The organism is Enterobacter sp. NFIX58 (assembly GCF_900110475.1).
GTDB classification, from domain to species: Bacteria; Pseudomonadota; Gammaproteobacteria; order Enterobacterales; family Enterobacteriaceae; genus Enterobacter; species Enterobacter quasiroggenkampii.
This window is the reverse complement of record NZ_FODW01000001.1, coordinates 67,343-92,745: the sequence shown is the minus strand read 5'-3', so window position 1 is coordinate 92,745 and position 25,403 is coordinate 67,343. Positions and strand designations below refer to the sequence as shown.

Annotated in this window: 25 protein-coding genes, 1 pseudogene and 1 riboswitch; of the genes and pseudogenes, 12 read left to right on the top strand and 14 right to left on the bottom strand. The window is 55.5% G+C overall.

Going from position 1 to position 25,403, the window contains the following annotated elements; translation table 11 throughout:
• Positions 1-62 precede the first annotated feature (62 nt).
• The 4 genes from fadD to BMW97_RS00445 all read right to left on the bottom strand — a co-directional run bounded on the left by fadD (position 63) and on the right by BMW97_RS00445 (position 5,243).
• Complete coding sequence (fadD, locus tag BMW97_RS00460) at positions 63-1,748, bottom strand: long-chain-fatty-acid--CoA ligase FadD (RefSeq protein ID WP_074180385.1); 1,686 nt, start codon at positions 1,746-1,748, stop codon at positions 63-65.
• Between the two features lie 203 nt (positions 1,749-1,951).
• A complete protein-coding gene (locus tag BMW97_RS00455) occupies positions 1,952-2,533 on the bottom strand; it encodes a Slp family lipoprotein (protein ID WP_028018678.1) in 582 nt (193 codons plus the stop codon).
• 37 nt (positions 2,534-2,570) lie between these two features.
• The gene (gene tsaB / locus BMW97_RS00450; RefSeq protein WP_045908240.1) at positions 2,571-3,266 is read right to left on the bottom strand and encodes a tRNA (adenosine(37)-N6)-threonylcarbamoyltransferase complex dimerization subunit type 1 TsaB; all 696 of its coding nucleotides are present in this window, start codon (positions 3,264-3,266) and stop codon (positions 2,571-2,573) included.
• A gap of 66 nt (positions 3,267-3,332) precedes the next feature.
• Positions 3,333-5,243 carry a DNA repair helicase YoaA gene (locus tag BMW97_RS00445; RefSeq protein WP_023325496.1) on the bottom strand — a complete coding sequence of 637 codons (1,911 nt, stop codon included), beginning with the start codon at positions 5,241-5,243 and terminating at the stop codon, positions 3,333-3,335.
• A gap of 133 nt (positions 5,244-5,376) precedes the next feature.
• On the opposite strand from BMW97_RS00445, the gene BMW97_RS00440 reads away from it, so the two are divergent.
• Positions 5,377-5,721, top strand: coding sequence for a RidA family protein (locus BMW97_RS00440; protein ID WP_008500498.1), 345 nt, complete (start codon positions 5,377-5,379; stop codon positions 5,719-5,721).
• A 6-nt stretch (positions 5,722-5,727) separates the two neighbouring features.
• Here BMW97_RS00440 and BMW97_RS00435 read toward each other — a convergent pair whose 3' ends face one another.
• Positions 5,728-5,910, bottom strand: coding sequence for a YoaH family protein (locus BMW97_RS00435; RefSeq protein WP_008500497.1), 183 nt, complete (start codon positions 5,908-5,910; stop codon positions 5,728-5,730).
• A 61-nt stretch (positions 5,911-5,971) separates the two neighbouring features.
• Here BMW97_RS00435 and pabB point away from each other — a divergent pair, with 61 nt between their 5' ends.
• The 4 genes from pabB to BMW97_RS00415 all read left to right on the top strand — a co-directional run bounded on the left by pabB (position 5,972) and on the right by BMW97_RS00415 (position 11,161).
• On the top strand, positions 5,972-7,297 hold the full coding sequence (gene pabB, locus BMW97_RS00430) for an aminodeoxychorismate synthase component 1 (RefSeq protein WP_045908239.1): 1,326 nt from the start codon (positions 5,972-5,974) through the stop codon (positions 7,295-7,297).
• Between the two features lie 6 nt (positions 7,298-7,303).
• The gene (locus tag BMW97_RS00425; RefSeq protein WP_045908238.1) at positions 7,304-7,882 is read left to right on the top strand and encodes a CoA pyrophosphatase; all 579 of its coding nucleotides are present in this window, start codon (positions 7,304-7,306) and stop codon (positions 7,880-7,882) included.
• A gap of 185 nt (positions 7,883-8,067) precedes the next feature.
• Complete coding sequence (gene sdaA / locus BMW97_RS00420; RefSeq protein ID WP_045908237.1) at positions 8,068-9,432, top strand: L-serine ammonia-lyase; 1,365 nt, start codon at positions 8,068-8,070, stop codon at positions 9,430-9,432.
• A gap of 130 nt (positions 9,433-9,562) precedes the next feature.
• Complete coding sequence (locus BMW97_RS00415; protein ID WP_045908236.1) at positions 9,563-11,161, top strand: EAL domain-containing protein; 1,599 nt, start codon at positions 9,563-9,565, stop codon at positions 11,159-11,161.
• Positions 11,162-11,167: 6 nt separating this feature from the next.
• On the opposite strand, the gene yoaE is transcribed toward BMW97_RS00415, so the two are convergent.
• Positions 11,168-12,727, bottom strand: a complete 1,560-nt coding sequence (gene yoaE, locus BMW97_RS00410; RefSeq protein ID WP_008500492.1) for a CNNM family cation transport protein YoaE — start codon at positions 12,725-12,727, stop codon at positions 11,168-11,170.
• Positions 12,728-13,189: 462 nt separating this feature from the next.
• On the opposite strand from yoaE, the gene manX reads away from it, so the two are divergent.
• The 5 genes from manX to mntP all read left to right on the top strand — a co-directional run bounded on the left by manX (position 13,190) and on the right by mntP (position 17,346).
• Positions 13,190-14,155, top strand: a complete 966-nt coding sequence (gene manX, locus BMW97_RS00400) for a PTS mannose transporter subunit IIAB (protein WP_045908235.1) — start codon at positions 13,190-13,192, stop codon at positions 14,153-14,155.
• Between the two features lie 47 nt (positions 14,156-14,202).
• Positions 14,203-15,003: a PTS mannose transporter subunit IIC gene (gene manY, locus BMW97_RS00395; protein ID WP_024909729.1), complete on the top strand. Its 801-nt coding sequence runs from the start codon at positions 14,203-14,205 to the stop codon at positions 15,001-15,003.
• A gap of 12 nt (positions 15,004-15,015) precedes the next feature.
• Positions 15,016-15,867, top strand: coding sequence for a PTS mannose transporter subunit IID (locus BMW97_RS00390; protein WP_006810994.1), 852 nt, complete (start codon positions 15,016-15,018; stop codon positions 15,865-15,867).
• A gap of 55 nt (positions 15,868-15,922) precedes the next feature.
• The gene (locus BMW97_RS00385) at positions 15,923-16,381 is read left to right on the top strand and encodes a DUF986 family protein (RefSeq protein WP_045908234.1); all 459 of its coding nucleotides are present in this window, start codon (positions 15,923-15,925) and stop codon (positions 16,379-16,381) included.
• 198 nt (positions 16,382-16,579) lie between these two features.
• Positions 16,580-16,769: riboswitch (yybP-ykoY riboswitch) on the top strand.
• A 10-nt stretch (positions 16,770-16,779) separates the two neighbouring features.
• Entirely contained in the window at positions 16,780-17,346 is a 567-nt protein-coding gene (mntP, locus tag BMW97_RS00380) for a manganese efflux pump MntP (protein ID WP_045908281.1), read from the top strand.
• On the opposite strand, the gene rlmA is transcribed toward mntP, so the two are convergent.
• The 7 genes and pseudogenes from rlmA to mgrB all read right to left on the bottom strand — a co-directional run bounded on the left by rlmA (position 17,343) and on the right by mgrB (position 22,576).
• Complete coding sequence (rlmA, locus tag BMW97_RS00375; RefSeq protein ID WP_045908233.1) at positions 17,343-18,158, bottom strand: 23S rRNA (guanine(745)-N(1))-methyltransferase; 816 nt, start codon at positions 18,156-18,158, stop codon at positions 17,343-17,345. The two genes, mntP and rlmA, sit on opposite strands and share 4 nt — an antisense overlap.
• Before the next feature lie 65 nt (positions 18,159-18,223).
• Complete coding sequence (gene ftsI, locus BMW97_RS00370; protein WP_045908232.1) at positions 18,224-19,942, bottom strand: peptidoglycan glycosyltransferase FtsI; 1,719 nt, start codon at positions 19,940-19,942, stop codon at positions 18,224-18,226.
• Between the two features lie 219 nt (positions 19,943-20,161).
• Positions 20,162-20,371, bottom strand: a complete 210-nt coding sequence (gene cspE / locus BMW97_RS00365; RefSeq protein WP_001062678.1) for a transcription antiterminator/RNA stability regulator CspE — start codon at positions 20,369-20,371, stop codon at positions 20,162-20,164.
• Between the two features lie 13 nt (positions 20,372-20,384).
• Positions 20,385-20,529, bottom strand: a pseudogene (locus tag BMW97_RS00360) (DUF2627 domain-containing protein).
• Between the two features lie 525 nt (positions 20,530-21,054).
• Positions 21,055-22,044, bottom strand: a complete 990-nt coding sequence (locus BMW97_RS00355; protein WP_045908231.1) for an MBL fold metallo-hydrolase — start codon at positions 22,042-22,044, stop codon at positions 21,055-21,057.
• 23 nt (positions 22,045-22,067) lie between these two features.
• Positions 22,068-22,358 (bottom strand): YebO family protein, encoded by a 291-nt coding sequence (locus BMW97_RS00350; RefSeq protein WP_024909723.1) that lies wholly within the window; start codon positions 22,356-22,358, stop codon positions 22,068-22,070.
• Positions 22,359-22,432: 74 nt separating this feature from the next.
• Complete coding sequence (gene mgrB, locus BMW97_RS00345; protein ID WP_006175995.1) at positions 22,433-22,576, bottom strand: PhoP/PhoQ regulatory lipoprotein MgrB; 144 nt, start codon at positions 22,574-22,576, stop codon at positions 22,433-22,435.
• Between the two features lie 161 nt (positions 22,577-22,737).
• Here mgrB and BMW97_RS00340 point away from each other — a divergent pair, with 161 nt between their 5' ends.
• Entirely contained in the window at positions 22,738-22,977 is a 240-nt protein-coding gene (locus BMW97_RS00340) for a YobH family protein (RefSeq protein ID WP_045908230.1), read from the top strand.
• A gap of 66 nt (positions 22,978-23,043) precedes the next feature.
• Here BMW97_RS00340 and kdgR read toward each other — a convergent pair whose 3' ends face one another.
• Complete coding sequence (kdgR, locus tag BMW97_RS00335) at positions 23,044-23,835, bottom strand: DNA-binding transcriptional regulator KdgR (RefSeq protein ID WP_023312208.1); 792 nt, start codon at positions 23,833-23,835, stop codon at positions 23,044-23,046.
• Between the two features lie 178 nt (positions 23,836-24,013).
• On the opposite strand from kdgR, the gene BMW97_RS00330 reads away from it, so the two are divergent.
• Entirely contained in the window at positions 24,014-25,387 is a 1,374-nt protein-coding gene (locus tag BMW97_RS00330) for an MFS transporter (protein ID WP_045908229.1), read from the top strand.
• Positions 25,388-25,403 lie beyond the last annotated feature (16 nt).

Sequence of the window (25,403 nt, the reverse complement as noted above, 5' to 3'; positions counted from 1 at the left end):
TCTTTTGTTTGCGCCCATAAAAAACGCCGGCTTAACCGGCGTCTGGGCGATTAACGTGTAGCTCAGGCCTTATTGTCTACTTTGGCACGGGCTTCGTCACGTAATTCTCGTCGTAATATCTTCCCGACGTTGGATTTCGGCAGCTCATCGCGGAATTCCACCAGCTTCGGCACTTTATAGCCCGTCAGCTGACGACGACAAAACGTTACCAGCGCTTCCTCGGTGAGAGAAGGATCTTTCTTGACCACAAATATCTTCACCGCTTCACCGCTGCTGCCGGAAGGCACGCCGACCGCTGCCACTTCGAGTACGCCGCTGTGCTGCATGACTACGTCTTCGATCTCATTCGGATAGACGTTGAAGCCGGAGACCAGGATCATATCTTTCTTGCGATCGACAATGCGCAGGAAGCCCTCGTCATCCATCACCGCGATGTCACCGGTATGCAGCCAGCCATCTTTGATGATTTCGTCAGTCGCGTCGGGACGCTGCCAGTAGCCCAGCATCACCTGTGGACCTTTGACGCACAGCTCGCCCGGCTCACCCGGCGCAACTTCATTATCGTTATCATCGACCAGTTTCGCTTCAGTGGAAGGAACGGGCAGACCAATGCTTCCGCTGTGGTAGTCGATGTCATGCGGGTTAACGCTGACCAGCGGCGCGCATTCCGTCAGGCCATAGCCCTCCAGCAGATACTGACCGGTGAGCTTCACCCAGCGCTCGGCCACCGCCTGCTGAACCGGCATACCGCCGCCCGCAGAGAGGTGCAGCGTGGAGAAGTCCAGTTGCTGGAACTCTTTGTTATTAAGCAGCGCGTTAAACAAGGTATTTACCCCGGTCATGGCGGTGAACGGGTATTTTGCCAGCTCTTTCACCAGCCCCGGGATATCACGCGGGTTGGTAATTAGCACGTTTTGACCGCCCAGCTCAATAAACAGCAGACAGTTCATGGTCAGTGCGAAAATGTGGTACAGCGGCAGCGCCGTGATGACCAGCTCTTTGCCGGGATGCAGCAGCGGCCCGTAGGTTGCGTTGACCTGCTCAAGGTTCGCCAGCATGTTGCGGTGGGTCAGCATTGCGCCTTTCGCCACGCCGGTGGTACCACCGGTATACTGCAGGAAGGCGAGATCTTCTGAGACCACTTCCGGCTTGACGTACTGCATCCGATAGCCCGCATGCAGCGCGCGGCGGAAGGAGATAGCGTCCGGCAGATGGTATTTTGGCACCAGACGTTTGACGTATTTGACGACAAAGTTAACCAGCGTGCCTTTGGCGGTAGAGAGCTGGTCCCCCATGCGCGTCAGGATGACGTGTTTCACCTGGGTTTTGTCGACCACTTTTTCCAGCGTATGGGCAAAGTTGGACACAATGACAATCGCAACCGCGCCGCTGTCGTTCAGCTGATGCTCCAGCTCGCGCGGGGTATACAGCGGGTTGACGTTGACGACGATCATCCCGGCACGCAGGATACCGAACAGCGCCACCGGGTATTGCAGCAGGTTCGGCATCATCAGCGCGACGCGATCTCCTTTTTGCAGCCCCAGCCCTTCCTGCAGATACGCCGCAAACGCCCGGCTGCGCTCCTCCAGCTTACGGAACGTCATCACCTCGCCCATATTCACAAATGCGGGCTGGTCCGCGTAGCGCCTTACCGAGTGTTCAAATAATTCCACCAGGGATTGATAACGGTCAGGATTGATCTCAGCAGGAACATCTGCGGGATAACGGTTAAGCCAAACCTTCTTCAATGCATCACCTCTGAAATGAGTGTTCGTCGTCATCACAACCCCGATAATAAACAGTTTGTTAACATTATATTAACTCAGCGTACCAGTTTATTAATTGTTCAGATTTAAGGTTGCGAAGCGCGTCACTCTTTTTTTTCGTTTTATCCGTAAAAAAACAGAGACAGCGGCTGAGCCGCTGTCTCTTTTCTAGCAATAACAGTAAGTTACTCAGTAACGATCGTCTGTACCTGTGCAGGTCCCGGGTTATACCAGCCCCAGCCCGGGTAGCCGTAGCGATAGGGATGCGGACCCCACATCCACGGGTCGATCGGCTGCGGCGGCATAATCACCTGCTGGGCCAGCCGCCAGCGCTTGTATCCGTTGACCTGCATGGTCATAAATTTATACGGCGTGTTGCCGATTTTGCCCTGCACGGCGCCGGTAATCGGCCCGACGACGGTCACCAGCTGTCCGCGAAAATCGACCGGATCGAGGAACCCGCTGACGTCCGCATAGATACGTCCCCGGGAGGCCTCGCCCAGTACAGGCCGCGCGCCGCTGTCCAGCGGAACGGTGGCGATCTCCAGGCGGGTTTTCCCCTGCTGGTTTTGTACGTCAATCACCTTACCGCCAAAGCGCGCTTCCTGGCCCACGTACAGCTCAGGCGCATTCATCACCCGAACCAGATCCTGCTGTGGCGTCGGGCTGCTGCCCTTAATCGCATCAGGAACGGAAACGCATCCGCTCAGTGCTATGGCAACCGCGCCTGCCATAATAAGGCGTACTACTTTAGTCTGAACCGCCATGATGCGACTCCTTTTTCTCAGTTCCTGTTACTGAGATTCACTCGCGGCCCGGAAGTTTCTTCCACGCGACGGTGTTTCGCAAATAAACCGGTTCCGCCTGTTCAACAGCCACGGTTTTGCCTGCTGCGAGCAGCTGGCTGGCAATCGGAAGCATATCTTCCGCAGCCGGCAAAAGCATGTTGCCGTCCACCAGCGTCAACCCGGTGTCGTTCGCCATCTCAGGCCACGCTGGCCAGCCCGTGCCGACGGTCGCCCACTCGCCGGACAGCTGCTTCAGTCGTTCTGTCACCGCTTCTGGCTTAAGCACGGCCTCCGTCTCTTCACCGTGCCACACGCCCTGCTCGTCACGGGTGTATTCGGCCCAGTAGACTTCGCCCATGCGGGCATCAATCGCTGCCAGGACGCGCGTTGCCCCGGTCGTGCGCCATGCGCCCTGCGCCATGGTGGCGAGGGTAGAGACACCGATCATCGGCAGTTCGGCGCCCAGCGCCAGCCCCTGCGCAATGCCAATCCCGATACGTACGCCCGTAAAGCTGCCGGGGCCGCGGCCAAAGGCCAACGCGTCGAGGTCGGTTAAGGAGGTGTTTCCCTGGGTTAAAATGGCTTTTACCAGGGGCAGAATGCGTTGGGTGTGTTCCCGTGGGCACTCTTCGAAATGGGCAGAAACAGCACCGTCGTTCAACAGGGCAACAGAGCAAGCCTCTGTCGCGGTATCAATAGCCAGAATTCGCATCGGTCGTCGCGCTCTCGCAAGGGTCAGTCACAAAATGGCGCGCATCTTAGCACACTCCGGGGTAAATTACTCCGCCGTTGGGTTTGCCAGGAAACGCACCGCGCGTTTTATGTCCCGCGTCCGCGGCGCGGGCGGCAGGCTTGCAAGGAAAGTCGCACCGTAAGGACGCATCACCAACCGGTTATCGCAGATGACCAGCACGCCGCGGTCTGTGACGTCACGGATTAGGCGCCCTACCCCTTGCTTAAGCGTAATGACCGCATCCGGCAGTTGAACCTCGTCAAACGGATCGCCGCCGCGCAGACGACAGTCTTCCATCCGCGCCTTCAGCAGCGGATCGTCCGGGGAGGTAAACGGTAGCTTATCAATGATCACCAGCGAAAGCGTGTCGCCGCGCACGTCCACCCCCTCCCAGAAGCTGCTGGTTGCGACCAGCAGGGCATTACCGGCACTCACGAACTGCTGCAGAAGCTGGCCTTTGCTGGTTTCGCCCTGCAGCAGCACCGGTAGCGTCATCGTAGCGCGGAACTGCTCAGCGAGGTCGCGCATCATGGCGTGGGAGGTGCAGAGCATAAAGCAGCGGCCGTTATTGGCCTCGATCATTGGCTTCAGCATCGCCGCCAGCAGCCGGGCCGCACCCGGCTGGTTGGGAAGCGGCAGATTGCGCGGCACGCAGAGCAGCGCCTGCTTTTCGTAATCGAACGGGCTGGGCAGAAGCAGCGATTCCGCCTGCTCAATGCCGAGGCGCTCTGTGAAGTGGTGCAGATCGTCATTCACCGACAGGGTTGCCGACGTAAAGATCCAGCTGCCCGGCTTCTGCGCCATCACCTCTTTAAATTTATCCGCCACCGTCAGCGGCGTCAGCGCCAGGGTAAAGTGGCGCGAAGTGCACTCGTACCAGTAGCTGTAACCCGGCTGGTTAATCTCTTTCAGCCGTTTGAGCCGCCCGCGATAGAGCGTGGCGCGCTCGAAGGCCGCATCCAGCAGCGCGGAGCGGCCGAGTGACAGTTTTGCCACGTCGTAGCAGAGCTCAAGCGCATCATCGAGCAGCAGCAGCGCGCGCTGGATGTTTTTGTCCGCCAGCAGCTCGCGCAGGTTACCACGATAGCCCGGCTCGCCGAGCTGTAAACGGAAATCCTGCGCGCTCTGCGCCAGACGGTCGGCGCACTTCTGCAGCTGCTGGGTATCTTTGAGTTCGGTCCGGTAAGCAATGGTGAAATCTTTCGCCAGATCCTGCAGTTGACGGCTGGAGAGCGACTGACCAAAGTACTGGCTGGCGATGTCCGGCAGCTGGTGGGCTTCGTCGAAGATCATCACGTCCGCTTCCGGGATCAGCTCGCCGAAACCGCTATCCTTGACGACCATATCCGCAAGGAACAGATGGTGGTTCACCACCACCACATCCGCATCCATCGCCGTTTTGCGCGCTTTCACCACGAAGCAGTCTTTATACAGCGGGCAGTCGCTGCCGAGGCAGTTGTCGTTGGTGCTGGTCACCAGCGGCCAGGCGGGAGAGTCTTCCGGCACGCTCGCGCAGGTGCTGATATCGCCCTCTTCGGTCTGGTTCGCCCAGGCGCGAAGGATAATGACGTCGCTCAGGGTTTGCACCGGCAGGTCGCCGCCCGCCAGCGCCTGCTGCTCAAGGCGTTCCAGGCAGAGATAGTTGGAGCGCCCCTTCAGCAGGGCCAGACGGCCTTTATATTTCAGCGCCTTTGCCACGGTGGGCAAATCACGGCTGTAGAGCTGATCCTGCAGCGCCTTCGAACCGGTGGAAATAATCACCTTCTTTTTCGCCCGCAGCGCCGGCGCAAGATACGCATAGGTTTTACCCGTGCCGGTACCGGCTTCGACCACCAGCGGCTGAGCCTTATCGATGGCGCGTGCAACGGCGTGCGCCATCTGTCGCTGAGGCTCACGGGGTTTGAAGCCGGGGATAGCCTGCGCTAATTGACCTTCAGGGGAAAAATCGTCTGCCACGGTGCTCTCTCACTGTATTTTTGCACAGGGATTATGTCAGCCCATCCTCTCATGTGCCACCCCAAATAGTGACGACAGATGAACAATATGGCAGTCTTGCCGCCTGACGACGAAAAATAACGAGGAAACGTTTATGACAATTGTGCGCATTGATGCCGAAGCCCGCTGGTCTGATGTGGTGATCCATAACCAGACGCTCTACTACACCGGCGTCCCGGCTAACCTGGACGCGGATGCGTTCGAGCAGACGGCCAATACCCTGGCGCAGATTGACGCGGTGCTGGAAAAACAGGGCAGCGACAAATCCCGCATTCTGGATGCGACGATTTTCCTGGCAAACAAAGATGACTTCGCGGCAATGAACAAAGCCTGGGACGCGTGGGTGGTGGCGGGTCACGCGCCTGTACGTTGCACCGTACAGGCCACGCTGATGAAGCCGGAATACAAGGTAGAGATTAAGATTATCGCGGCGGTTTAAGCCCGATCACTCTTCATCTTCATCCTCGAAACGCGCCACGATCCGCTCGCCGGTATGCGTGGCGCGCAGTTCTTCCGCCACCTGGGAAATCGCCTGTCCGCTGCTCATCCCCTGGGACATCAGTTCCTGAATTCGCTCAACCGCTTTCTGCTGCTGTTCATGGCTCAGAGAAGGTAAACCTGCAAACATCGTCAACTCCTGCTAAATTATTCGCGCTAATTATTTCACGCTGCCCGGTAGTATGCCACACATGAACATGCGCTTCCCCACTGTTATTACCCTGCCCTGGCGGACAGACGCCGCTGAATACTGGTTTGCCCGCCTGAGCCATCTTCCGTTTGCGATGCTGCTGCATTCCGGCCATGCGGACCATCCCTATAGCCGCTTTGATATTCTGGTCGCCGATCCGCTGAAGACGCTGACAACCGATGTTCTGTCGTTAACGGACGATCCGCTGGCGCAGCTTCAGCACGACATTGACGCGCTGGGCTTATCTGCCAGCCCCAACCCGGATCTTCCTTTTCAGGGGGGCGCGCTGGGCCTGTTTGGCTACGATTTGGGTCGCCGTTTCGAAACGCTGCCCGAGCATGCGCAGGCTGATATCCCCCTGCCCGACATGGCCGTGGGGCTGTATGACTGGGCGTTAATTGTCGATCACCAGAAAAAAACGGTTTCCCTGCTGAGCCATCGTGACGTGCAGGCGCGTCTGGCCTGGCTTGAGGCGCAACAGGCTGCACCCGCAGAGACGTTCACGCTGACCTCCGGCTGGCGCTCGAACATGAGCGCCGCGGAATATGCCGAAAAATTCGCGCGCGTTCAGGCGTATCTGCAAAGCGGCGACTGCTATCAGGTTAACCTTGCCCAGCGCTTCGAGGCGACCTATCGGGGAGATGAGTGGCAGGCGTTTACCCGCCTTAATGCCAGCAATAAGGCGCCGTTCAGCGCCTTTGTGCGTCTGGAACAGGGGGCGATCCTCAGCCTCTCGCCCGAGCGCTTTATTCATCTGGCCGAGGGCACGATCCAAACCCGCCCGATTAAGGGCACGCTTCCACGCCTTGCCGATCCTGATGCCGATCGCCAGCAGGCGGAAAAACTGGCCGCCTCGCCAAAAGACCGCGCCGAAAACCTGATGATTGTCGATCTGATGCGTAACGACATTGGCCGGGTGGCCGTGCCGGGCAGCGTCCGCGTGCCGGAACTGTTTGTCGTTGAGCCTTTCCCGGCGGTGCATCATCTGGTCAGCACCATTACCGCGCGGCTGCCTGACTCGCGCACGGCCTGCGATCTTCTGCGCGCCGCGTTCCCGGGCGGCTCCATCACCGGCGCGCCGAAGGTGCGGGCAATGGAGATCATCGATGAGCTGGAGCCCCACCGCCGTAATGCCTGGTGCGGTAGCATCGGCTATATCAGCCTGTGCGGCACCATGGATACCAGCATCACCATTCGCACGCTGACCGCCTGTAACGGAAACCTTTACTGTTCGGCCGGGGGCGGCATTGTTGCCGACAGCCAGGTCGATGCGGAATATCAGGAAACCTTTGATAAAGTTAACCGTATCCTGAAACAACTGGAGTAAACACGGGTGGAAAAAGAGAATCTGACGCTGGATGACTTTTTATCTCGCTTTCAGCTACTAAGACCGCAGGTCAACCGCGAAGCGCTGAATCAACGTCAGGCGGCCGTGTTGATCCCGGTCGTGCGTCGCGCGCAGCCGGGCCTGCTGCTCACCCAGCGTTCCGCCCATTTACGCAAGCACGCGGGTCAGGTCGCTTTTCCGGGGGGCGCGGTAGACAGCTCCGACGCCTCGCTGATTGCCGCCGCGCTGCGCGAAGCGCAGGAAGAGGTTGCCATTCCGCCAGAGGCCGTTGAGGTCATCGGCGTGCTGCCACCCGTCGACAGCGTCACCGGTTTTCAGGTCACGCCGGTGGTCGGCATTATCCCGCCGGGCCTGCAGTATCACGCCAGCGTCGATGAAGTCTCCGCGGTGTTTGAAATGCCGCTGGATGAAGCCCTCCGACTGAGTCGTTATCACCCGCTGGATATTCAGCGTCGTGGGCATGACCATCGGGTCTGGTTGTCCTGGTATCAGCATTATTTTGTCTGGGGCATGACGGCGGGCATTATTCGTGAGCTGGCGTTGCAAATCGGCCTGAAGCCTTGACTATACTTTACATTCCGCCCTCTTCTGCCAGGTTTGCGATCTGCGTCGCGCTATTAGCAAAACCCATCGTTAACCATTAGTTTAATTCATGTGAATAGTTAAGCCGAGGTCGGTGTTCCCTCTTACACTATGCGCAGTTATAACATCGTTACTGGAACCCCGGTAACCCTGTCAGGAGTGTGAAAGTGATTAGTATATTCGACATGTTCAAAGTGGGAATTGGCCCTTCGTCTTCCCATACTGTTGGCCCGATGAAGGCCGGTAAACAGTTCGTCGATGATCTGGTCGAAAAAGGATTACTGGAAAGCGTTACCCGTGTCGCCGTGGATGTTTACGGCTCGCTGTCATTAACGGGTAAAGGCCACCACACCGATATCGCCATTATTATGGGTCTGGCAGGCAATATGCCGGATACCGTTGATATTGATGCCATCCCGGCATTCATCCGCGACGTGGAAACACGCGGCCGCCTGCTGCTGGCAAACGGCCAGCAGGAAGTTGATTTTCCGCAGGATGACGGCATGCGTTTCCGTAGCGACAACCTGCCGCTGCATGAAAACGGCATGACCATTCACGCTTTTAGCGGTGAAAAAGAGATCTACAGCAAAACGTACTACTCCATCGGCGGTGGTTTCATCGTGGATGAAGAGCATTTTGGCAAAGACAGCGTCGGCGACGTCAGCGTACCGTACCCGTTCAAATCGGCGACCGAGATGCTGGGTTACTGCAAACAGACCGGTCTTTCCCTGTCCGGCATGGTGATGCAGAACGAACTGGCCCTGCACAGCAAACAAGAGATTGAAGACTATTTTGCCAACGTCTGGCAAACCATGCGCGCCTGTATCGATCGCGGGATGAACACCGAAGGGGTTCTGCCGGGTCCGCTGCGCGTGCCGCGTCGTGCCTCTGCTCTGCGCCGTATGCTGGTGACCACGGACAAATTCTCCAACGACCCGATGAACGTGGTCGACTGGGTGAATATGTTTGCACTTGCGGTTAACGAAGAGAACGCCGCCGGTGGCCGCGTCGTGACGGCGCCAACCAACGGCGCGTGCGGCATTGTTCCTGCGGTGCTGGCGTATTACGACCACTTTATTGAGCCCGTGACGCCGGACATCTATATCCGTTATTTCCTGGCAGCAGGTGCCATCGGCGCGCTGTACAAGATGAATGCCTCCATCTCCGGTGCGGAAGTGGGCTGTCAGGGTGAAGTCGGCGTGGCCTGCTCCATGGCAGCGGCAGGTCTGGCAGAGCTGTTGGGTGCAAGCCCTGAGCAGGTCTGCGTGGCGGCTGAAATCGGTATGGAACATAACCTTGGTCTGACCTGCGATCCGGTCGCGGGCCAGGTGCAGGTGCCGTGCATTGAGCGTAACGCGATTGCCTCGGTGAAAGCCATCAACGCCTCACGTATGGCGATGCGCCGTACCAGCGAACCTCGCGTATCGCTGGATAAGGTGATTGAAACCATGTACGAAACGGGCAAAGACATGAACGCGAAATACCGCGAGACGTCCCGTGGTGGCCTGGCCATTAAGGTGCAGTGCGACTAATACTGCCTTTCGCCCATCTGCAACGGATGGGCGAATTTCCCTCTTCTTCCTCGTCTCCTTCTGCTTTCCCCACTACACTTTCACTGTTGCGTCCGGCTTTTGTGGCTGGTGGCTTATCAGGCGACCGTTCATGCAAACTGCACAAACGATCATTAAAAACTATCGCCGAAAACGCGTTATCGTCTGTGTGACGGTTGCGCTCCTCACGCTCATCCTGACGCTGGGCATTCGCTTTATTTCCCAGCGCAACGTTAACCAACAGCGGATCCTCGATTTTACCAGCCATACCGTTCGCGCCCTTGATAACGTTTTGCTTTCCCTGGAAAACCACCGCAACGTGCTGCAGCCGCTGGTGGGACAGCCCTGCCCGCAGGTGCAGCTGGCGCTGCGACAGCAGGCAGCCATTTTGCAGACGGTACGTTCTATCGCCCTGATTAAAGACGGAATCCTGTATTGTTCGAGTATTTTCGGCAGCCGCAGCGAGCCTGTCCGTGACTTCCTTCAGGAACTCCCCGCCAGCACGGCGAAGCTGATTTTATCGACCGACCAGTGGCTGCTTAAGGGCAGCCCTGTTTTGATCCAGTGGTATCCCGTCTCCCAGGATGGTGACGAAGGCGTCGTCGAGATTATTAACATCGACCTGATCGCCAGAATGATCCTCGAGCCCCAGCGTCCGCTCATCAATGACGTGGTGCTGACAGTCGGCGATCGTTTTTTACGCTACGGTCAACGCGTCACCGACAGTCTGACGTTTGATGAAGAGAGCGCCCTTTTCCAGCAGTCATCAACCCGAAATCCTTTCACCATTACGGTCAGCGGACCTGGCCCCGGTGAGTTAGCCTTAACAAGCCTGCCCGCCCAGCTGCCGCTGGGGCTGATGCTCAGCCTGCTGCTGGGCTATCTCGCCTGGCTGGCGACGGCAAACCGGATGAGCTTTACGTGGGAGATCGATATGGGCATTGCGGCGCGGGAATTTGAGCTTTTCTGCCAGCCGCTGGTGAATGCCCGCACCCAGGCGTGCACGGGCGTTGAGATCCTGCTGCGCTGGAATAACCCCCGTCAGGGTTGGATCACCCCGGAGGTGTTTATCCCTCTGGCAGAAGAACATAACCAAATTGTCCCCCTGACCCGCTATGTCATCGCCGAAACGGTGCGCCAGATAGGCTACTTCCCGTCCAGCGCCGGTTTCCACATCGGCATTAACGTAGCCGCCAGCCATTTCCGTCACGCTGTACTGGTACAGGACCTGAACCGTCTCTGGTTCAGCGCCAATCCGCGACAGCAGCTGGTGATTGAACTCACGGAACGGGATGCGCTGCTGGACGCGGATTATCGCATCGTGCGCGAACTGCATCGCAAAGGGGTGAAGCTCGCTATCGACGATTTTGGCACCGGGAACAGCTCCCTCTCCTGGCTTGAAAAGCTGCATCCGGACGTCCTGAAAATTGACCAGTCCTTTACCACCGCCATTGGTACGGATGCCGTGAATTCAACGGTGACGGACATGATCATTGCGCTGGGCCAGCGGCTAAATATCGAGCTGGTTGCGGAAGGGGTCGAAACGGAAGAGCAGGCGCGCTATTTACGCCGTCACGGCGTTCCAGTCCTGCAGGGCTTTTTCTATGCGCGGCCGATGCCGCTACGGGACTTTCCAGACTGGCTGGCGGGAAGTGCTCCCCCGCCAGCGCGTCATAACGGGCACATCGTACCCTTAATGCCGCTGCGTTAAGCAGACTTACTCATCTTCGTCGTGGGCAGATTGTTCTTTAACAATACGGACCATATCAACGCGATAGTCGTTGGCTTCGACAATGGTAATATGCAGCGGCGGCAGTTCTATCACATCGCCAACACGCGGGATCTGGCCATTTACGGCGATAACCAGACCGGCAACGGTCGCGATGTCTTCTTCATCGTTGACCACGTTTTCCAGCCCCAGCGTGTGCGAGAGCGCGTGCAGGTCGGTGGTACCTTTAACCAGCCAGCCTTCGCCATCGGCAACAATTTCCGGCGTTTCGTCTTCATCCGGGAATTCACCGGCGATCGCTTCCAGCACGTCCAGCGGCGTCACCAGCCCCTGCACCACGCCAAACTCGTTGGTGACAATAACAAAGCTACCGCGAGCGCGGCGCAGCACCCCGAGCAGGTTGATCGGATCCAGCGTTTCCGGCACCACAATCGCAGGCGATGCAGCAGCAACGGCTTCGACGTTAACGCCCTCTTCCAGGGCGACCAGCATCTCTTTCGCCCGCACCACGCCGATGATCTCATCCAGTTCACCACGACATACCGGGAACAGGCTGTGCGGTGAAGAGAGCAGCTGCTGGCGAATTTCATCAACGCTCAGGTTAGCATCGACCCAGCTGATCTCCCCGCGCGGCGTCATGATGCCGCGCAGCGAACGGGAGGCCAGAGAGAGCACGCCGTTAATCATGTAGCGTTCCTGTTCCACAAACGCCCCTTCCGGGACCGGAACCGGGTTGTGGTTTTCGGAATCAGACTGCACATTCACCTGACGACGACCGCCCATCAGGCGCAGAATGGCATCTGCGGTACGGGCGCGCAGCGGCTGATTTGACTGCTGCTTGATAAAGTTACGGCGCGCAATCTGGTTGAACAGCTCGATCAGGATCGAGAAGCCAATCGCGGCGTACAGGTAGCCTTTCGGAATATGGAAGCCAAAGCCTTCCGCCACCAGGCTCAGACCAATCATCAGCAGGAAGCTCAGACACAGTACCACCACCGTTGGATGCTGGTTCACGAAACGCGTCAGCGGTTTCGACGCCAGCAGCATGACCGCCATCGCAATAACCACCGCTGCCATCATGACCGGCAGATGGTTCACCATGCCGACCGCCGTGATCACCGCATCCAGCGAGAAGACCGCATCCAGCACCACGATCTGCAGCACCACCACCCAGAAACTGGCATAGCCTTTACCGTGCCCATCATCGTGCTGACGGTTTTCCAGCCGCTCATGAAGTTCTGTCGTCGCTTTGAAGAGCAGGAATATCCCCCCGATCAGCATGATTAAATCACGGCCGGAGAAGGTGTAATCCATGACGGAGAACAGCGGTTTGGTCAGCGTGACCATCCACGAGATGACGGAGAGCAGCCCCAGTCGCATGACCAGCGCCAGCGAGAGTCCAATCAGACGCGCTTTATCACGCTGTTTTGGCGGCAGCTTATCCGCAAGGATGGCGATAAACACCAGGTTATCAATGCCGAGAACGATCTCCAGCACGACCAGCGTGAGCAATCCCACCCAGATTGACGGGTCCATTAAGAATTCCATGACAAGCTCCTGCTAAAGGAATGACGAAACGGTGCCCCACTCAATGTGGGCAAAACAGAGGCAGACAGAGTCGATACGTGGCGAGGATCGCCGGTGAAAAAGGCGCGAAATGGCCTGGAAGATGACTGACGTCGGTGACGGTCCATATAGTGGGCTGGAGCCCTATACTCCTGAACAATTAAACGGAGGCTAAACATATCAGAGAGACTGTGTTTTTAGCAAAGATTTACGTTCCTTTGCAAAGTTCTGTAACACAGCGGCTTTACGCTACAGATAATTCTGTAACGCGTGGCTAAATTACGGATCTTCATCACATAAATTATTTTTTCACTATCTAAAATAATTCGCGGAAGTCTTAGTTTTTTGAACTCTAACCCTTATCTGAATCGATTCGGTTCGCCAATACGATTCTCAGTACGACTGCCTGGCAGGCGTATTAATGATAATAAAAGGAGGTAGCAAGTGACCATTGCTATTGTCATAGGCACACATGGTTGGGCTGCTGAGCAGCTACTCAAAACGGCAGAGATGCTGTTGGGCGAGCAGGAAAACGTCGGCTGGATCGATTTCGTTCCCGGTGAAAACGCCGAGACGCTGATAGAGAAGTACAACGCTCAGCTCGAGAAGCTGGATACCAGCAAAGGCGTGCTGTTTCTCGTTGATACATGGGGCGGCAGCCCGTTCAATGCTGCCAGCCGCATTGTCGTCGATAAAGAGCATTATGAAGTTGTCGCCGGGGTCAATATTCCCATGCTGGTGGAAACCCTTATGGCACGCGACGACAATCCGTCCTTCGATGAACTGGTTGCACTGGCCGTTGAAACCGGCCGCGAAGGAGTTAAGGCCCTGAAGGCACAGCCGGTTGAAAAACCTGCCCCTGCGCCTGCAGCGGCACCGAAAGCGGCGGCACCGGCAAAACCGATGGGCCCGAATGATTACATGGTGATCGGCCTTGCGCGTATTGATGACCGCTTAATCCACGGTCAGGTTGCCACGCGCTGGACCAAAGAGACCAACGTTCGACGCATTATCGTGGTCAGCGACGAAGTGGCCGCTGATACCGTACGTAAAACCCTTCTGACTCAGGTTGCTCCTCCTGGCGTTACCGCGCACGTTGTGGATGTCGCCAAGATGATTCGCGTATACAACAACCCGAAATATGCGGGCGAACGCGTGATGCTCCTGTTCACTAACCCGACAGACGTTGAGCGCATTGTTGAAGGCGGCGTGAAAATCACCTCCGTTAACATTGGTGGTATGGCATTCCGTCAGGGCAAAACGCAGGTCAACAACGCCATTTCAGTCGATGCGAAAGATATCGAAGCATTCAACAAGCTGAATGCACGTGGTATTGAGCTGGAAGCCCGTAAGGTTTCCACGGACCAGAAACTGAAAATGATGGATTTGATCGGCAAAGTTGGGAAATAAGCCCGCGCCGGTTTTTCACATAATGCTTATGTAATAGGAGAAGTACAATGGAGATTACCACTCTTCAGATTGTGCTGGTGTTCGTGGTCGCATGTATTGCGGGTATGGAATCCGTACTTGATGAATTTCAGTTCCACCGTCCTCTGGTGGCCTGTACGCTGATTGGGGCCGTTCTGGGTGACATGAAAACCGGTATCATCATCGGTGGTACCCTGGAAATGATCGCCCTGGGCTGGATGAACATCGGTGCGGCGGTTGCGCCCGATGCCGCGCTGGCCTCTATCATTTCTACCGTTCTGGTTATTGCCGGTCACCAGAGTATTGGTGCAGGTATCGCCCTGGCAATCCCGCTGGCAGCCGCAGGCCAGGTTCTGACCATCATCGTTCGTACTATCACCGTTGCCTTCCAGCACGCGGCGGATAAGGCGGCCGACAACGGCAACCTCACGGCCCTGTCATGGATCCACGTTTCATCCCTTTTCCTGCAGGCGATGCGTATCGCAATCCCGGCGGTTATCGTCGCGATCTCTGTGGGTACCAGTGAAGTCCAGAGCATGCTGAACGCCATTCCTGAAGTGGTCACCGGCGGCCTGAACATCGCGGGCGGTATGATCGTGGTCGTTGGTTATGCGATGGTCATCAACATGATGCGCGCAGGCTATCTGATGCCGTTCTTCTACCTCGGCTTCGTGACCGCGGCCTTCACCAACTTCAACCTGGTTGCACTGGGTGTGATCGGTGCGGTGATGGCGATTCTCTACATCCAGCTCAGCCCGAAATATAACCGCGTCGCGGGTGCCCCAGCGCAGGCTGCTGGTAACAACGATCTCGATAACGAACTGGACTAACAGGTGAGCGAAATGGTTGATATGACAAAAACTACCACCGAGAAAAAACTCACTCCGGGTGATATTCGTGGCGTGTTCATCCGTTCTAACCTGTTTCAGGGTTCATGGAACTTCGAACGTATGCAGGCGCTGGGTTTCTGCTTCTCCATGGTACCGGCGATCAAACGCCTGTACCCGGAAAACAACGAAGCACGCCGTCAGGCCATCAAGCGTCACCTGGAATTCTTTAACACTCATCCTTACGTTGCGGCCCCCGTTCTGGGCGTAACGCTGGCGATGGAAGAGCAGCGTGCAAACGGCGCAGAGATTGACGATGGTGCCATCAACGGTATCAAAGTCGGTCTGATGGGTCCGCTGGCCGGTGTCGGTGACCCTATCTTCTGGGGTACCGTGCGTCCGGTCTTCGCGGCACTGGGTGCCGGTATCGCGATGAGCGGCAGCCTGCTTGGCCCGCTGCTGTTCTTCATCCTGTTCAACGCCGTGCGTCTGCTGACCCGTTACTACGGCGTGGCCTACGGCTACCGTAAAGGGGTGGACATCGTTAAGGACATGGGCGGCGGCTTCCTGCAGAAACTGACTGAGGGGGCGTCAATCCTCGGCCTGTTTGTCATGGGCGCGCTGGTAAACAAGTGGACGCACGTGAACATCCCGCTGGTGGTATCGACCATCACCGGACAGGATGGTCAGACCCGCGTCACCACCGTGCAGACGATTCTGGATCAGCTGATGCCGGGCCTGGTCCCGCTGCTGTTGACCTTCGCCTGTATGTGGCTGCTGCGTAAGAAAGTGAACCCGCTGTGGATCATCGTTGGCTTCTTCGTCATCGGTATTGCGGGCTACGCCGTCGGCCTGCTGGGCCTGTAAGTTTCAATGCTATAGGCCGGGGGCTTGCCCCCGGTTTTTTTTATCTGGAGGATGAATGACTGTCACGGACATCGTACTGGTTTTATTTGTTGTTGCCCTTCTGGCTTACGCGATCTATGACGAGTTCATTATGCCCCGCCGTCACGGCGAGACGCTGCTCTCCCTTCCCCTGCTACGACGCGGGCGCGTGGATGCCTTTATCTTCGTGGGTCTCATCGCCATTCTTATTTACAATAACGTCACCAGCCATGGTGCATTATTAACCACATGGTTATTATGTGCGCTGGAATTAATGGCGATTTATCTGTTCTGGATCCGCACGCCAAAAATCATTTTTAAATCCCACGGATTCTTCTTTGCCAATGTATGGATAGAATATAACCGTATTAAAGAGATGAATTTATCCGAAGACGGTGTACTGGTGATGCAATTAGAACAACGCCGCCTGCTTATTCGGGTGAAGAATATTGATGACCTGGAAAAGATATACAAGTTACTCGTTAAGACTCAATGAGTTAGATATATAGCAACGGCTATATCCTGTGTTTATTTTGCGCAAGAAACATAGCCGAAGCTATATCCCCACCGCTAATTTGAACGCTATTTGTTAACGATATTTTCACGATTAAAGACAAATGAAAATCGTTATCAATAAACGTTTTAAATAATGCCTTTTCATTGTTGTTTTATATTCTCAAAATATGTTAAGGTTGCGCCCGTCGTTGGGGAGTAGCCGATTTCCTGTTCACAGGAAATGTACGTGTCAACATACTCGTTGAAAAACGTGGCACGTACGGATCGCTTACCGCACATCTTATGTGCATTGCGATCAGGCGAGACCATAGATACATCAACTGCTGTTTACTGGGGGCAGTGATGTGTCATATGGATATCCCCGGTCTGGACGCTGTTATGAATATCTCCGCTACGATCCTTCTCGCTTTTGGCATGTCCATGGACGCCTTCGCTGCTTCCATCGGAAAAGGCGCCACGCTACACAAACCTAAATTCTCAGAAGCCCTGCGTACCGGCCTGATTTTTGGCGCTATCGAAACGCTGACCCCGCTTATCGGCTGGGGACTTGGCATGCTCGCCAGCCAGTTCGTGCTGGAGTGGAACCACTGGATTGCCTTCGTCCTGCTGGTGTTCCTCGGAGGCCGAATGGTCATTGAAGGTTTTCGCGGCGGTGATGATGAACACGAGGAGCCGCAGCATCGCCACGGCTTCTGGCTGCTGGTCACCACCGCAATTGCCACCAGCCTTGATGCGATGGCCGTTGGTGTGGGTCTGGCATTTCTGCAGGTCAATATTATCGCCACCGCGCTGGCTATTGGCTGTGCAACCCTGATTATGTCCACGCTGGGCATGATGGTCGGACGGTTTATCGGCCCGCTGCTGGGTAAACGCGCCGAGATCCTCGGGGGGATTGTGCTGATTGGCATTGGCGCCCAGATCCTCTGGGCACACTTCGCCGGTTAATCTTCGCGCTGCCAGATGTGGATGCTGAAGTCCGTCTGGCAGCGAAATGTTGAATGTGCCGCCAGCGTTTCCCACACCTCCGGTTTTGCCCGCCACGCGAACGGCGTCATCTGCAATAACGCGACGGCCTCTTCCCCTTTGAGCGTCATTTCGTACGCCACTGATTCCGCCTGCTTCAGGGTAAAACCGCCCAGCTGCTCTGAATGCGGGGCATGCAGACGCACTTCGTCGTAGATCAGCCCTTTCAGCTCCATCAGATGACGCGGGCCTGGGGTCACGGTGACCACCCATCCGCCCGGCTTCACCACGCGCGCCAGCTCCTCTGCCTTACACGGCGCGTAGATACGGATAACCGCGTCCATGCTGGCATCGTCAAACGGCAGCCGGTGGCTGGAGGCCACGCAGAACGTCACGTCGGTATAACGCTTTGCCGCCGCGCGTATGGCCACTTTCGACACGTCCAGACCGAATGTCTGCGCGCCCTTCTCACGAGCAACCTCCGCAAACCGTGCGGTGTAGTATCCTTCCCCACAGCCGATATCGAGCATGGCGGTGGCTGAAGCAGGCAGAATATCATTGAGCATCTGCGTGACGGCCTCCCGCAGCGGCAGATAGTGCCCGGCATCGAGAAACGCACGGCGCGCCCGCATCATCTCAGCACTGTCGCCAGGATCGCGGGAACGCTTATGCTGTACCGGCAGAAGATTCACGTAGCCTTCTTTTGCCCGGTCAAACTGATGCCCCTGCGGGCAGGTATACCGTTTGTCTGAGTGCGTCAGGGGGGCGTGGCAAAGGGGACAGCTGAAGGACATGGCAACTCCGGAGCATAATCAAAGGGCGAAGTGTACCGCTATTCGCCCCTGTTATAAACGCCCGGTTAGCGCATGACGATAAGGTGATCGGACCCCGCCGGTAACCCGTCAGGTTTGATATTCTCCAGACGCAGCACGTTACCCATAATCTCACTGAAGACAGGGGCAGAGACGGCCCCGCCGTAGTAAGCCCCGTTTTGCGGATCGTTAATCACCACCACCAGGGCAAAACGCGGATTGCTGGCAGGGGCAACCCCCGCCGTGTAGGCGACGTATTTATCGACATACTTCCCGCTATCGTCAATTTTCTTTGCCGTACCGGTTTTCACCGCCACCCGGTAATCACGCACGGCAGCCTTAACGCCTCCGCCACCCGGCAGCGCAACGCTCTCCATCATGTGCTCCACTTCATGGGCAATCTCTTCCGGCATGACGCGATGCCCGATAACGGGGGGATCGATGCGGGTGATCGAGAGCGGACGCTCAAGCCCGTACCCACCAATCGTGGCGTAGACGTGGGCCAGCTGGAGCGGCGTAACCATTAGCCCGTAGCCGAAGGCAAAAGTTGCGCGATCGAGCTGGCTCCAGTATTTACGCTGTGGCAACAGCCCCGAGCTTTCCCCCGTTAAGCCAAGCCCCGTATTGGTGCCAAAACCAAAGTTTCGATAGGTATCGATGAGATGCTGGACAGGCATCGCCAGCGAAAGTCGGGAAACGCCGGTGTCGCTCGATTTTTGCAGGATCCCGGTCATCGTCAGCTCAGGGTAAAAGCCCACGTCGCGAATGCGATGTCCGTCAAGGGTATACGGGTGGGTGTCAATCACGCTGTCCGGCTGGACCAGCCCCTGCTGCAGGGCCGTCATCAGCACCAGCGGCTTGACGGTCGAACCAGGTTCGAACGTATCGCTGATTGCGCGGTTGCGAAAATCGTTTATCGTCGCCCCTTCACGATTATTGGGGTTAAAATCCGGGTAGCTCGCCATGGCGAGGATTTCCCCGGTTGGGATATTAATGAGCACCGACGCCCCCGACTCGGCCTTGTTCCAGGCCACGGCATTGTCGAGCGCATCTTCGGTGATGGTTTGCAGCCGCTCGTCAATACTTAACTGGATGTTATGCGCCGGTGCGGGCGCAATTTCGGTCAGGTTTTCAACCACGCGTCCATAGCGATCTTCCCTTACCTGACGCACACCCGGCTTGCCGGTGAGTTGCGCGTTGAAGCTCTTTTCCACACCTTCGATGCCCTGCCCGTCAATATTGGTGAAGCCAATCAGGTTCGCTGCCACATGGCCAGCAGGATAAAAACGGCGGGACTCATCGCGCAAATTGATGCCGGGCAGATTCAGTTTGTCGATCCACTTTGCCTGCGCAGGATCGACCTGACGGGCAAGGTAAATAAAACGGCCCTGTGGGTTGGCGTTGATGCGTGCCGAGAGTGTGCCGAGGGAGAGATGCAGCGCGCTGGCCAGCGCCTGCCAGCGCTCATCAAGCCCGACGCCCCCTTTTGCCAGCACCGTTTTCGGATCGGCCCAAACGGCCTGGACAGGCACGCTCACCGCCAGGGGGCGACCCTCACGATCCATTATCATGCCGCGCGGCGCATCAATCGCCAGCTGGCGGAGGGATCGCATATCCTCCTGCTTCACCAGATTGTCAGGCTTGATGATTTGCAGCCAGGCAACGCGCCCCAGCAGAAAAGCCAGACTACAAAAAATAGCTAAACAGAGCAGAGCAAAACGCGCCGGCGTGAAATTTCCAGTTGCTGTTATCAATGTCTTCTTCACCTGAACCCCAGGGCTGTAAAACAACGCCCTGATTTAACGGGAAAAGACGGCGAGAAGGTGGCGAAACAGTGCTACTAACCTCGCAGCTTTGCAACAAGTTACTAACAAGACCGCGGATGGTAATATTTTGAAAGATAAGGGACATAAAAAAGCCCCGCGACAGGCGAGGCTTTATGTCTGAGAGTGAAGTGCCGGGCACTTCAGTCAGCAGCGGTTCGATCAGATAGCAGTTACGTTAACTGCAGCTGGGCCTTTCTGGCCGTCCTGAATTTCGAACTCAACGTTCTGGCCTTCAGCCAGAGTTTTGAAGCCGTTACCCTGGATTGCAGAGAAGTGTACGAACACGTCTTTGCTGCCGTCAGCAGGAGTAATGAAACCAAAACCTTTAGACTCGTTGAACCACTTAACTTGACCTTTAATCTTTGCCATTTTGCAAAATTCCTTAGAGTGTTTTCTTAGCCCGCAGGCATTAACTGAGATAAAACTGAGACATTACTGCATGAGGCACTAATATAAGGTTCGGCAGAGAAGCGGTATTCAACGACAACGTGTTTACTCAGGACTTCTTTACTGAAAATGCCACACATAAACAGAACTGTACCTCGTTTGACCCAAAACGTGTTATCACACACTATGTTTAATATGGCAAGCCATTTTTAAACATGTCTCGATCCGCCGCACAAATTCGAACAGTGCCTGTCAGGTTTTGCACAATTATGCGCATCACGTACAGACAGCCCTGCTGCGTAACAAAGACCCAGCGTTGCTTTCACAACCGCTGTAATCTAAGACTTTTTTAACATAGCTCAATCATTACGAACCGTCCAGCAAACAGGAAAAGAAATCTTACGTCTTGATTGAGTTAGAACAATTTGTGAAAACTTATGCTTAAATCATTGTAACGCGACCAAATTGTTTCAGAGAAAAAACAGTGTTAATAACCCGCTCCCAGCTGTATTAAAATGCACCAGCGAATAAACAGCGTTATGCACCAAAATAATGAAATTTTTATGACTCTGCATCAAAAGAAGGCAAGCAAAACGTTTCGACAAAAATAAAACATTCCTGCGCGCGTTTACATCAACAATATATGCAACAATTTATCGCTTCGTTTATAAGGATAAATATTCACCAATTTTCAGTATCCTGAAAGAATGGTTAACTGGTGCTAAATTATCGAGTGCGTGAGTTAACTCCTGCACAGGTTCATCTAAGGATTCATCTGCCAGTTCAAACACGCCCCAGTGAATAGGGAACGCCAGAGGTGAGCCCAGTTGCTGCCACAATGCCACCGCAGATTGCGGATCCATATGATGGACAGCCATGAACCATCGTGGGGCATAGGCACCAATCGGTAACGCGGCGGCATCTATCTGGCCCAGGCGTTCAGGAATCAACAGCAGCTCAGGTGAATAACCGGTATCACCGCTGAACCAGAAGCGGTGATGCCGTCCTTCCATCACCCAGCCGCACCATAAGGAACGATTGCGGTTCCATGGCGTGCGCATGCTCCAGTGCTGTGCCGGTACGGCGGTCAGCGTCATCCCCTGCCAGGTGAAACTCTGCCACCAGTCGAGTTCGACCACGCGTTTTGCTCCCCGGCGACGAAACCAGTCGGCGAGGCCCAACGGAACAAAAATACTGACGTCGGGAAAGCGTTTGAGGATTCGGCGAAGGGTTGCGTCATCAAGATGATCGTAATGATTATGGGAAATGACGACCGCATCCAGCTGATGAAGTTGCTCGACAGACAGTACGGGGGGTGTCTTACGCTGGGGTCCCAGGAAAGGCAGCGGAGAAGCGCGTCGAGAAAACACCGGATCGGTAAGGATGATATTGCCGTCCAGCTGCAGCAACACGCTCGCGTGTCCGAGCCACCATACCCCATCTTCCTGAGGTTGCGTAAGCTCAACCGGTTGCCACCACTGGCGGATAAAGTCTTCATAACCCAGCGCGGGCGGCTTCGGTAATCCAGCCTCTTTACGCGCTTTACGCCAACGGTCAAGGTCGCCGGGTTGATGTCCGACAGGATCGGTATTACAAAAACCGTTTGGGGTGTGATGTTTCAGGGAGGGGTCATACCAGGGATTTTTCCAGACCACAGCCACCTCCCAGGACAAAAAGATTAACGCTCAGCCACCAGGCGGATAAAGTCGTCTTCGTCTTTGTTATCTTCCGCGACCGCGTCTTTCGGCGCGTCTTTCTCTTCCGGTTCGTTAGCCTCACACAGACGGCGTAGCAGCGCATTCTGACGTTTTTGCTGATCGAGCAGCGCTTCCAGCAGTTCGATCTGCTCGTTAGTACGGGAACTGGCGCGGTTCACGAAAAACCAGATGACCAGCCCCACAAGCAGAACCACCAAAGAAATCATCAGGGATGCTATATTCAGCAGCCCTGAATTCAGTAACTCACCCATTTCACCACCTCAATAAAAACGTCTATTTTACCACTGGCGCGAAGGAAGGAAATCACGTTGAGAAAAAATGTCTATTACCACGGAATAAACTTGTTTATTGCGCAAACGCCGCTAAAAAACTGTACATCCTGATCGCACATCACATTGATCGTCTGCGTCCATAACACCACGCACGCTATCAGCACGATAATCAGAATTACCCAGCGTATTTTTTTCACTCCACACTCCGTCTAAGGACCTGATGTAAAGAGATTATCACGCTTATCTTAAACAAGGACTAACTGTGCCTCCATCGCGTTTTTTTTCAGAATCCTGCACTTGTTTCATCACGTAAACGCTTTACGCTAGCATTACGATAACAACGATAAAAGAGGTAATGATGCGATTCATCATTCGAACAATTATTGCACTGGCCCTTGTCTGGATTGGCCTTCTGTTAACGGGCTATGGCGTGCTCGTGGGGAGCACCGAAAACGCAGCCGGGCTAGGCATTCAGTGTAAATACCTCACAGCACAGGGAATGAGCACTGCCCAGTATCTGCATACTGACAGCGGGATCGTTGGCTTAACCCACTGCCCTGTACTGCGTAAAACATCCGTCGTGATTGATAATGGCTAATCAGCCAGGTGAATGACATACAAAAAACGCCGCATCAGATGCGGCGTTTTTTTCTACCAGCAGGGATTAAAACGGGTAGTCGTGATATCCCATCTGTTCAGAAATTTTCCGTGCCGCAGTGTGCAGAATAGCCACATACTCATGCAGACGCTCTTCGGAGAAGCGTAAGGTTGGGAAGGAGATACTCAAGCCCGCGATCACCACGCCAAAGCGGTCAAATACCGGAACGCCGATGCAGCGCAGCCCCTCTTCCTGCTCTTCGTTATCTTCGCCATATCCCTGCTCGCGCACGCGGTCAAGCACCGTCAGCAGCGCATCCGTGCTGGTAATGGTTCGTGAGGTACTTTGCTTGTATTCCACGCCTTCAAGGATCTGCTTCACTTCCTCGCGATCGCGCCACGCCAGCAGAACTTTACCAATGGCGGTACTGTAGAGCGGGTTGCGTCGACCAATGCGCGAATACATGCGCAGATTGTACATGGAGTCGATTTTATGGATGTAAACGATGCTGTCTTCATCCAGCGCACCGAGATGAATGGTCTCTTTGGTCAGGCGAGAGATTTCACGCATCTGAATGTCAGCGCTGCGGATCAGGTCAACATTTTGTAGCGCACGCGCACCCAATTCAAACAGCTTAAGCGTCAGAGAATACTTTTCAGATTCGCCTTCCTGCGCAACGTATCCCAGGGACTTCATGGTTTGCAAAAAGCGATAAACGGTGCTTTTTGACATCATCACGCGCTGCGACAGCTCTGTAATACCTATTTCACGCTCTTCTCCAAGCGCCTGTAAGATGCCAAACACCTTCAGCACGGAAGAAACAGAATCTGGCTGTTTATCCAAATCCGCAATAGCCATTTACCACCTCATAGCGAGTGTTTTATAAAAATCAGAACCGGTTTTTATTATAAGTTCCCGTCATGTCACCTGCAATCAATCCGCGTTTACTTCGTTACAAATCTGCGACATATCGCGGCTGTAACAATGCTAAAATAGTTACCCTGAGAATAATTTCACGCTGAGCTTTTTACTCCTGATGGAAAAAAATCTTTCTGATGGCCTGCCATTACCCCAACGGTATGGCGCAATAGCGACCATCATTATCGGTATCTCAATGGCCGTCCTTGACGGCGCGATTGCAAACGTTGCCCTGCCAACCATCGCCAGCGACCTGCATGCCTCACCCGCCAGTTCGATTTGGATTGTTAACGCCTACCAGATTGCGATTGTGGTGTCACTGCTCTCGTTCTCTTTCCTCGGCGATATGTTCGGCTACCGCCGGGTATATCAGTGCGGCCTGGTAGTTTTCACTTTTACCTCCCTGCTCTGTGCCCTTTCAGATTCACTGCATACCCTGACGCTTGCGCGTATTGCGCAGGGTTTTGGCGGCGCGGCGCTCATGAGCGTAAACACGGCGCTGATCCGCTTGATTTATCCGCAGCGTCATCTGGGGCGCGGAATGGGGATAAACTCGTTTATTGTCGCTGTCTCTTCTGCCGCCGGGCCAACCATTGCGGCGGCGATCCTCTCCGTTGCGTCATGGCAATGGCTGTTCGCCATTAACGTGCCGCTGGGTATCGTCGCCATCTTTTTTGCCCTGCGCTTTCTTCCCGCTAACGGTCCCAAAAGCAGCATGCCGCGCTTCGACGTGGCAAGTGCGGTGATGAATGCCCTGACCTTCGGCCTGCTGATTACGGCGCTGAGCGGCTTTGCCCAGGGACAATCTCTGATGATTACCGCCGCGGAGCTCATCGCCCTGCTGGCGATCGGCTTCTTCTTTGTACGCCGCCAGCTCACCCTGCCAGTTCCTTTGCTGCCCGTTGACCTGCTGCGTATTCCCCTCTTTTCGCTCTCCATCTGCACGTCTGTCTGCTCGTTCTGCGCCCAGATGCTGGCTCTGGTCTCCCTGCCCTTCTTTCTGCAGAGCGTAGTTGGCCGTTCAGAAGTGGAAACCGGGCTGCTGCTCACCCCCTGGCCGCTGGCGACAATGGTGATGGCACCGCTGGCAGGTTATTTAATTGAACGCGTTCATGCCGGTTTATTGGGCGCTTTGGGGCTGGCGGTGATGGCGACAGGCCTTTTCGCGTTAGCATTGTTGCCCTCGTCGCCTTCGGATCTGGACATCATCTGGCGCATGATCCTCTGCGGCGCAGGGTTTGGCCTGTTCCAGTCCCCCAATAATCACACCATTATCACCTCAGCACCACGGCATCGCAGCGGTGGGGCAAGCGGTATGCTGGGAACCGCGCGTCTGCTGGGCCAAAGCAGCGGTGCGGCACTGGTCGCCCTGATGTTTAACCTTGCCGGACAAAACGGTAACCACCTTGCGCTCCTCACCGCAGGCGCCCTTGCCACCCTCGCGGCGGTCGTCAGCGGCCTGCGGGTGACCCAGCCCAGGGTTCAGGCATAAAAAAAGCCGGCGGAGT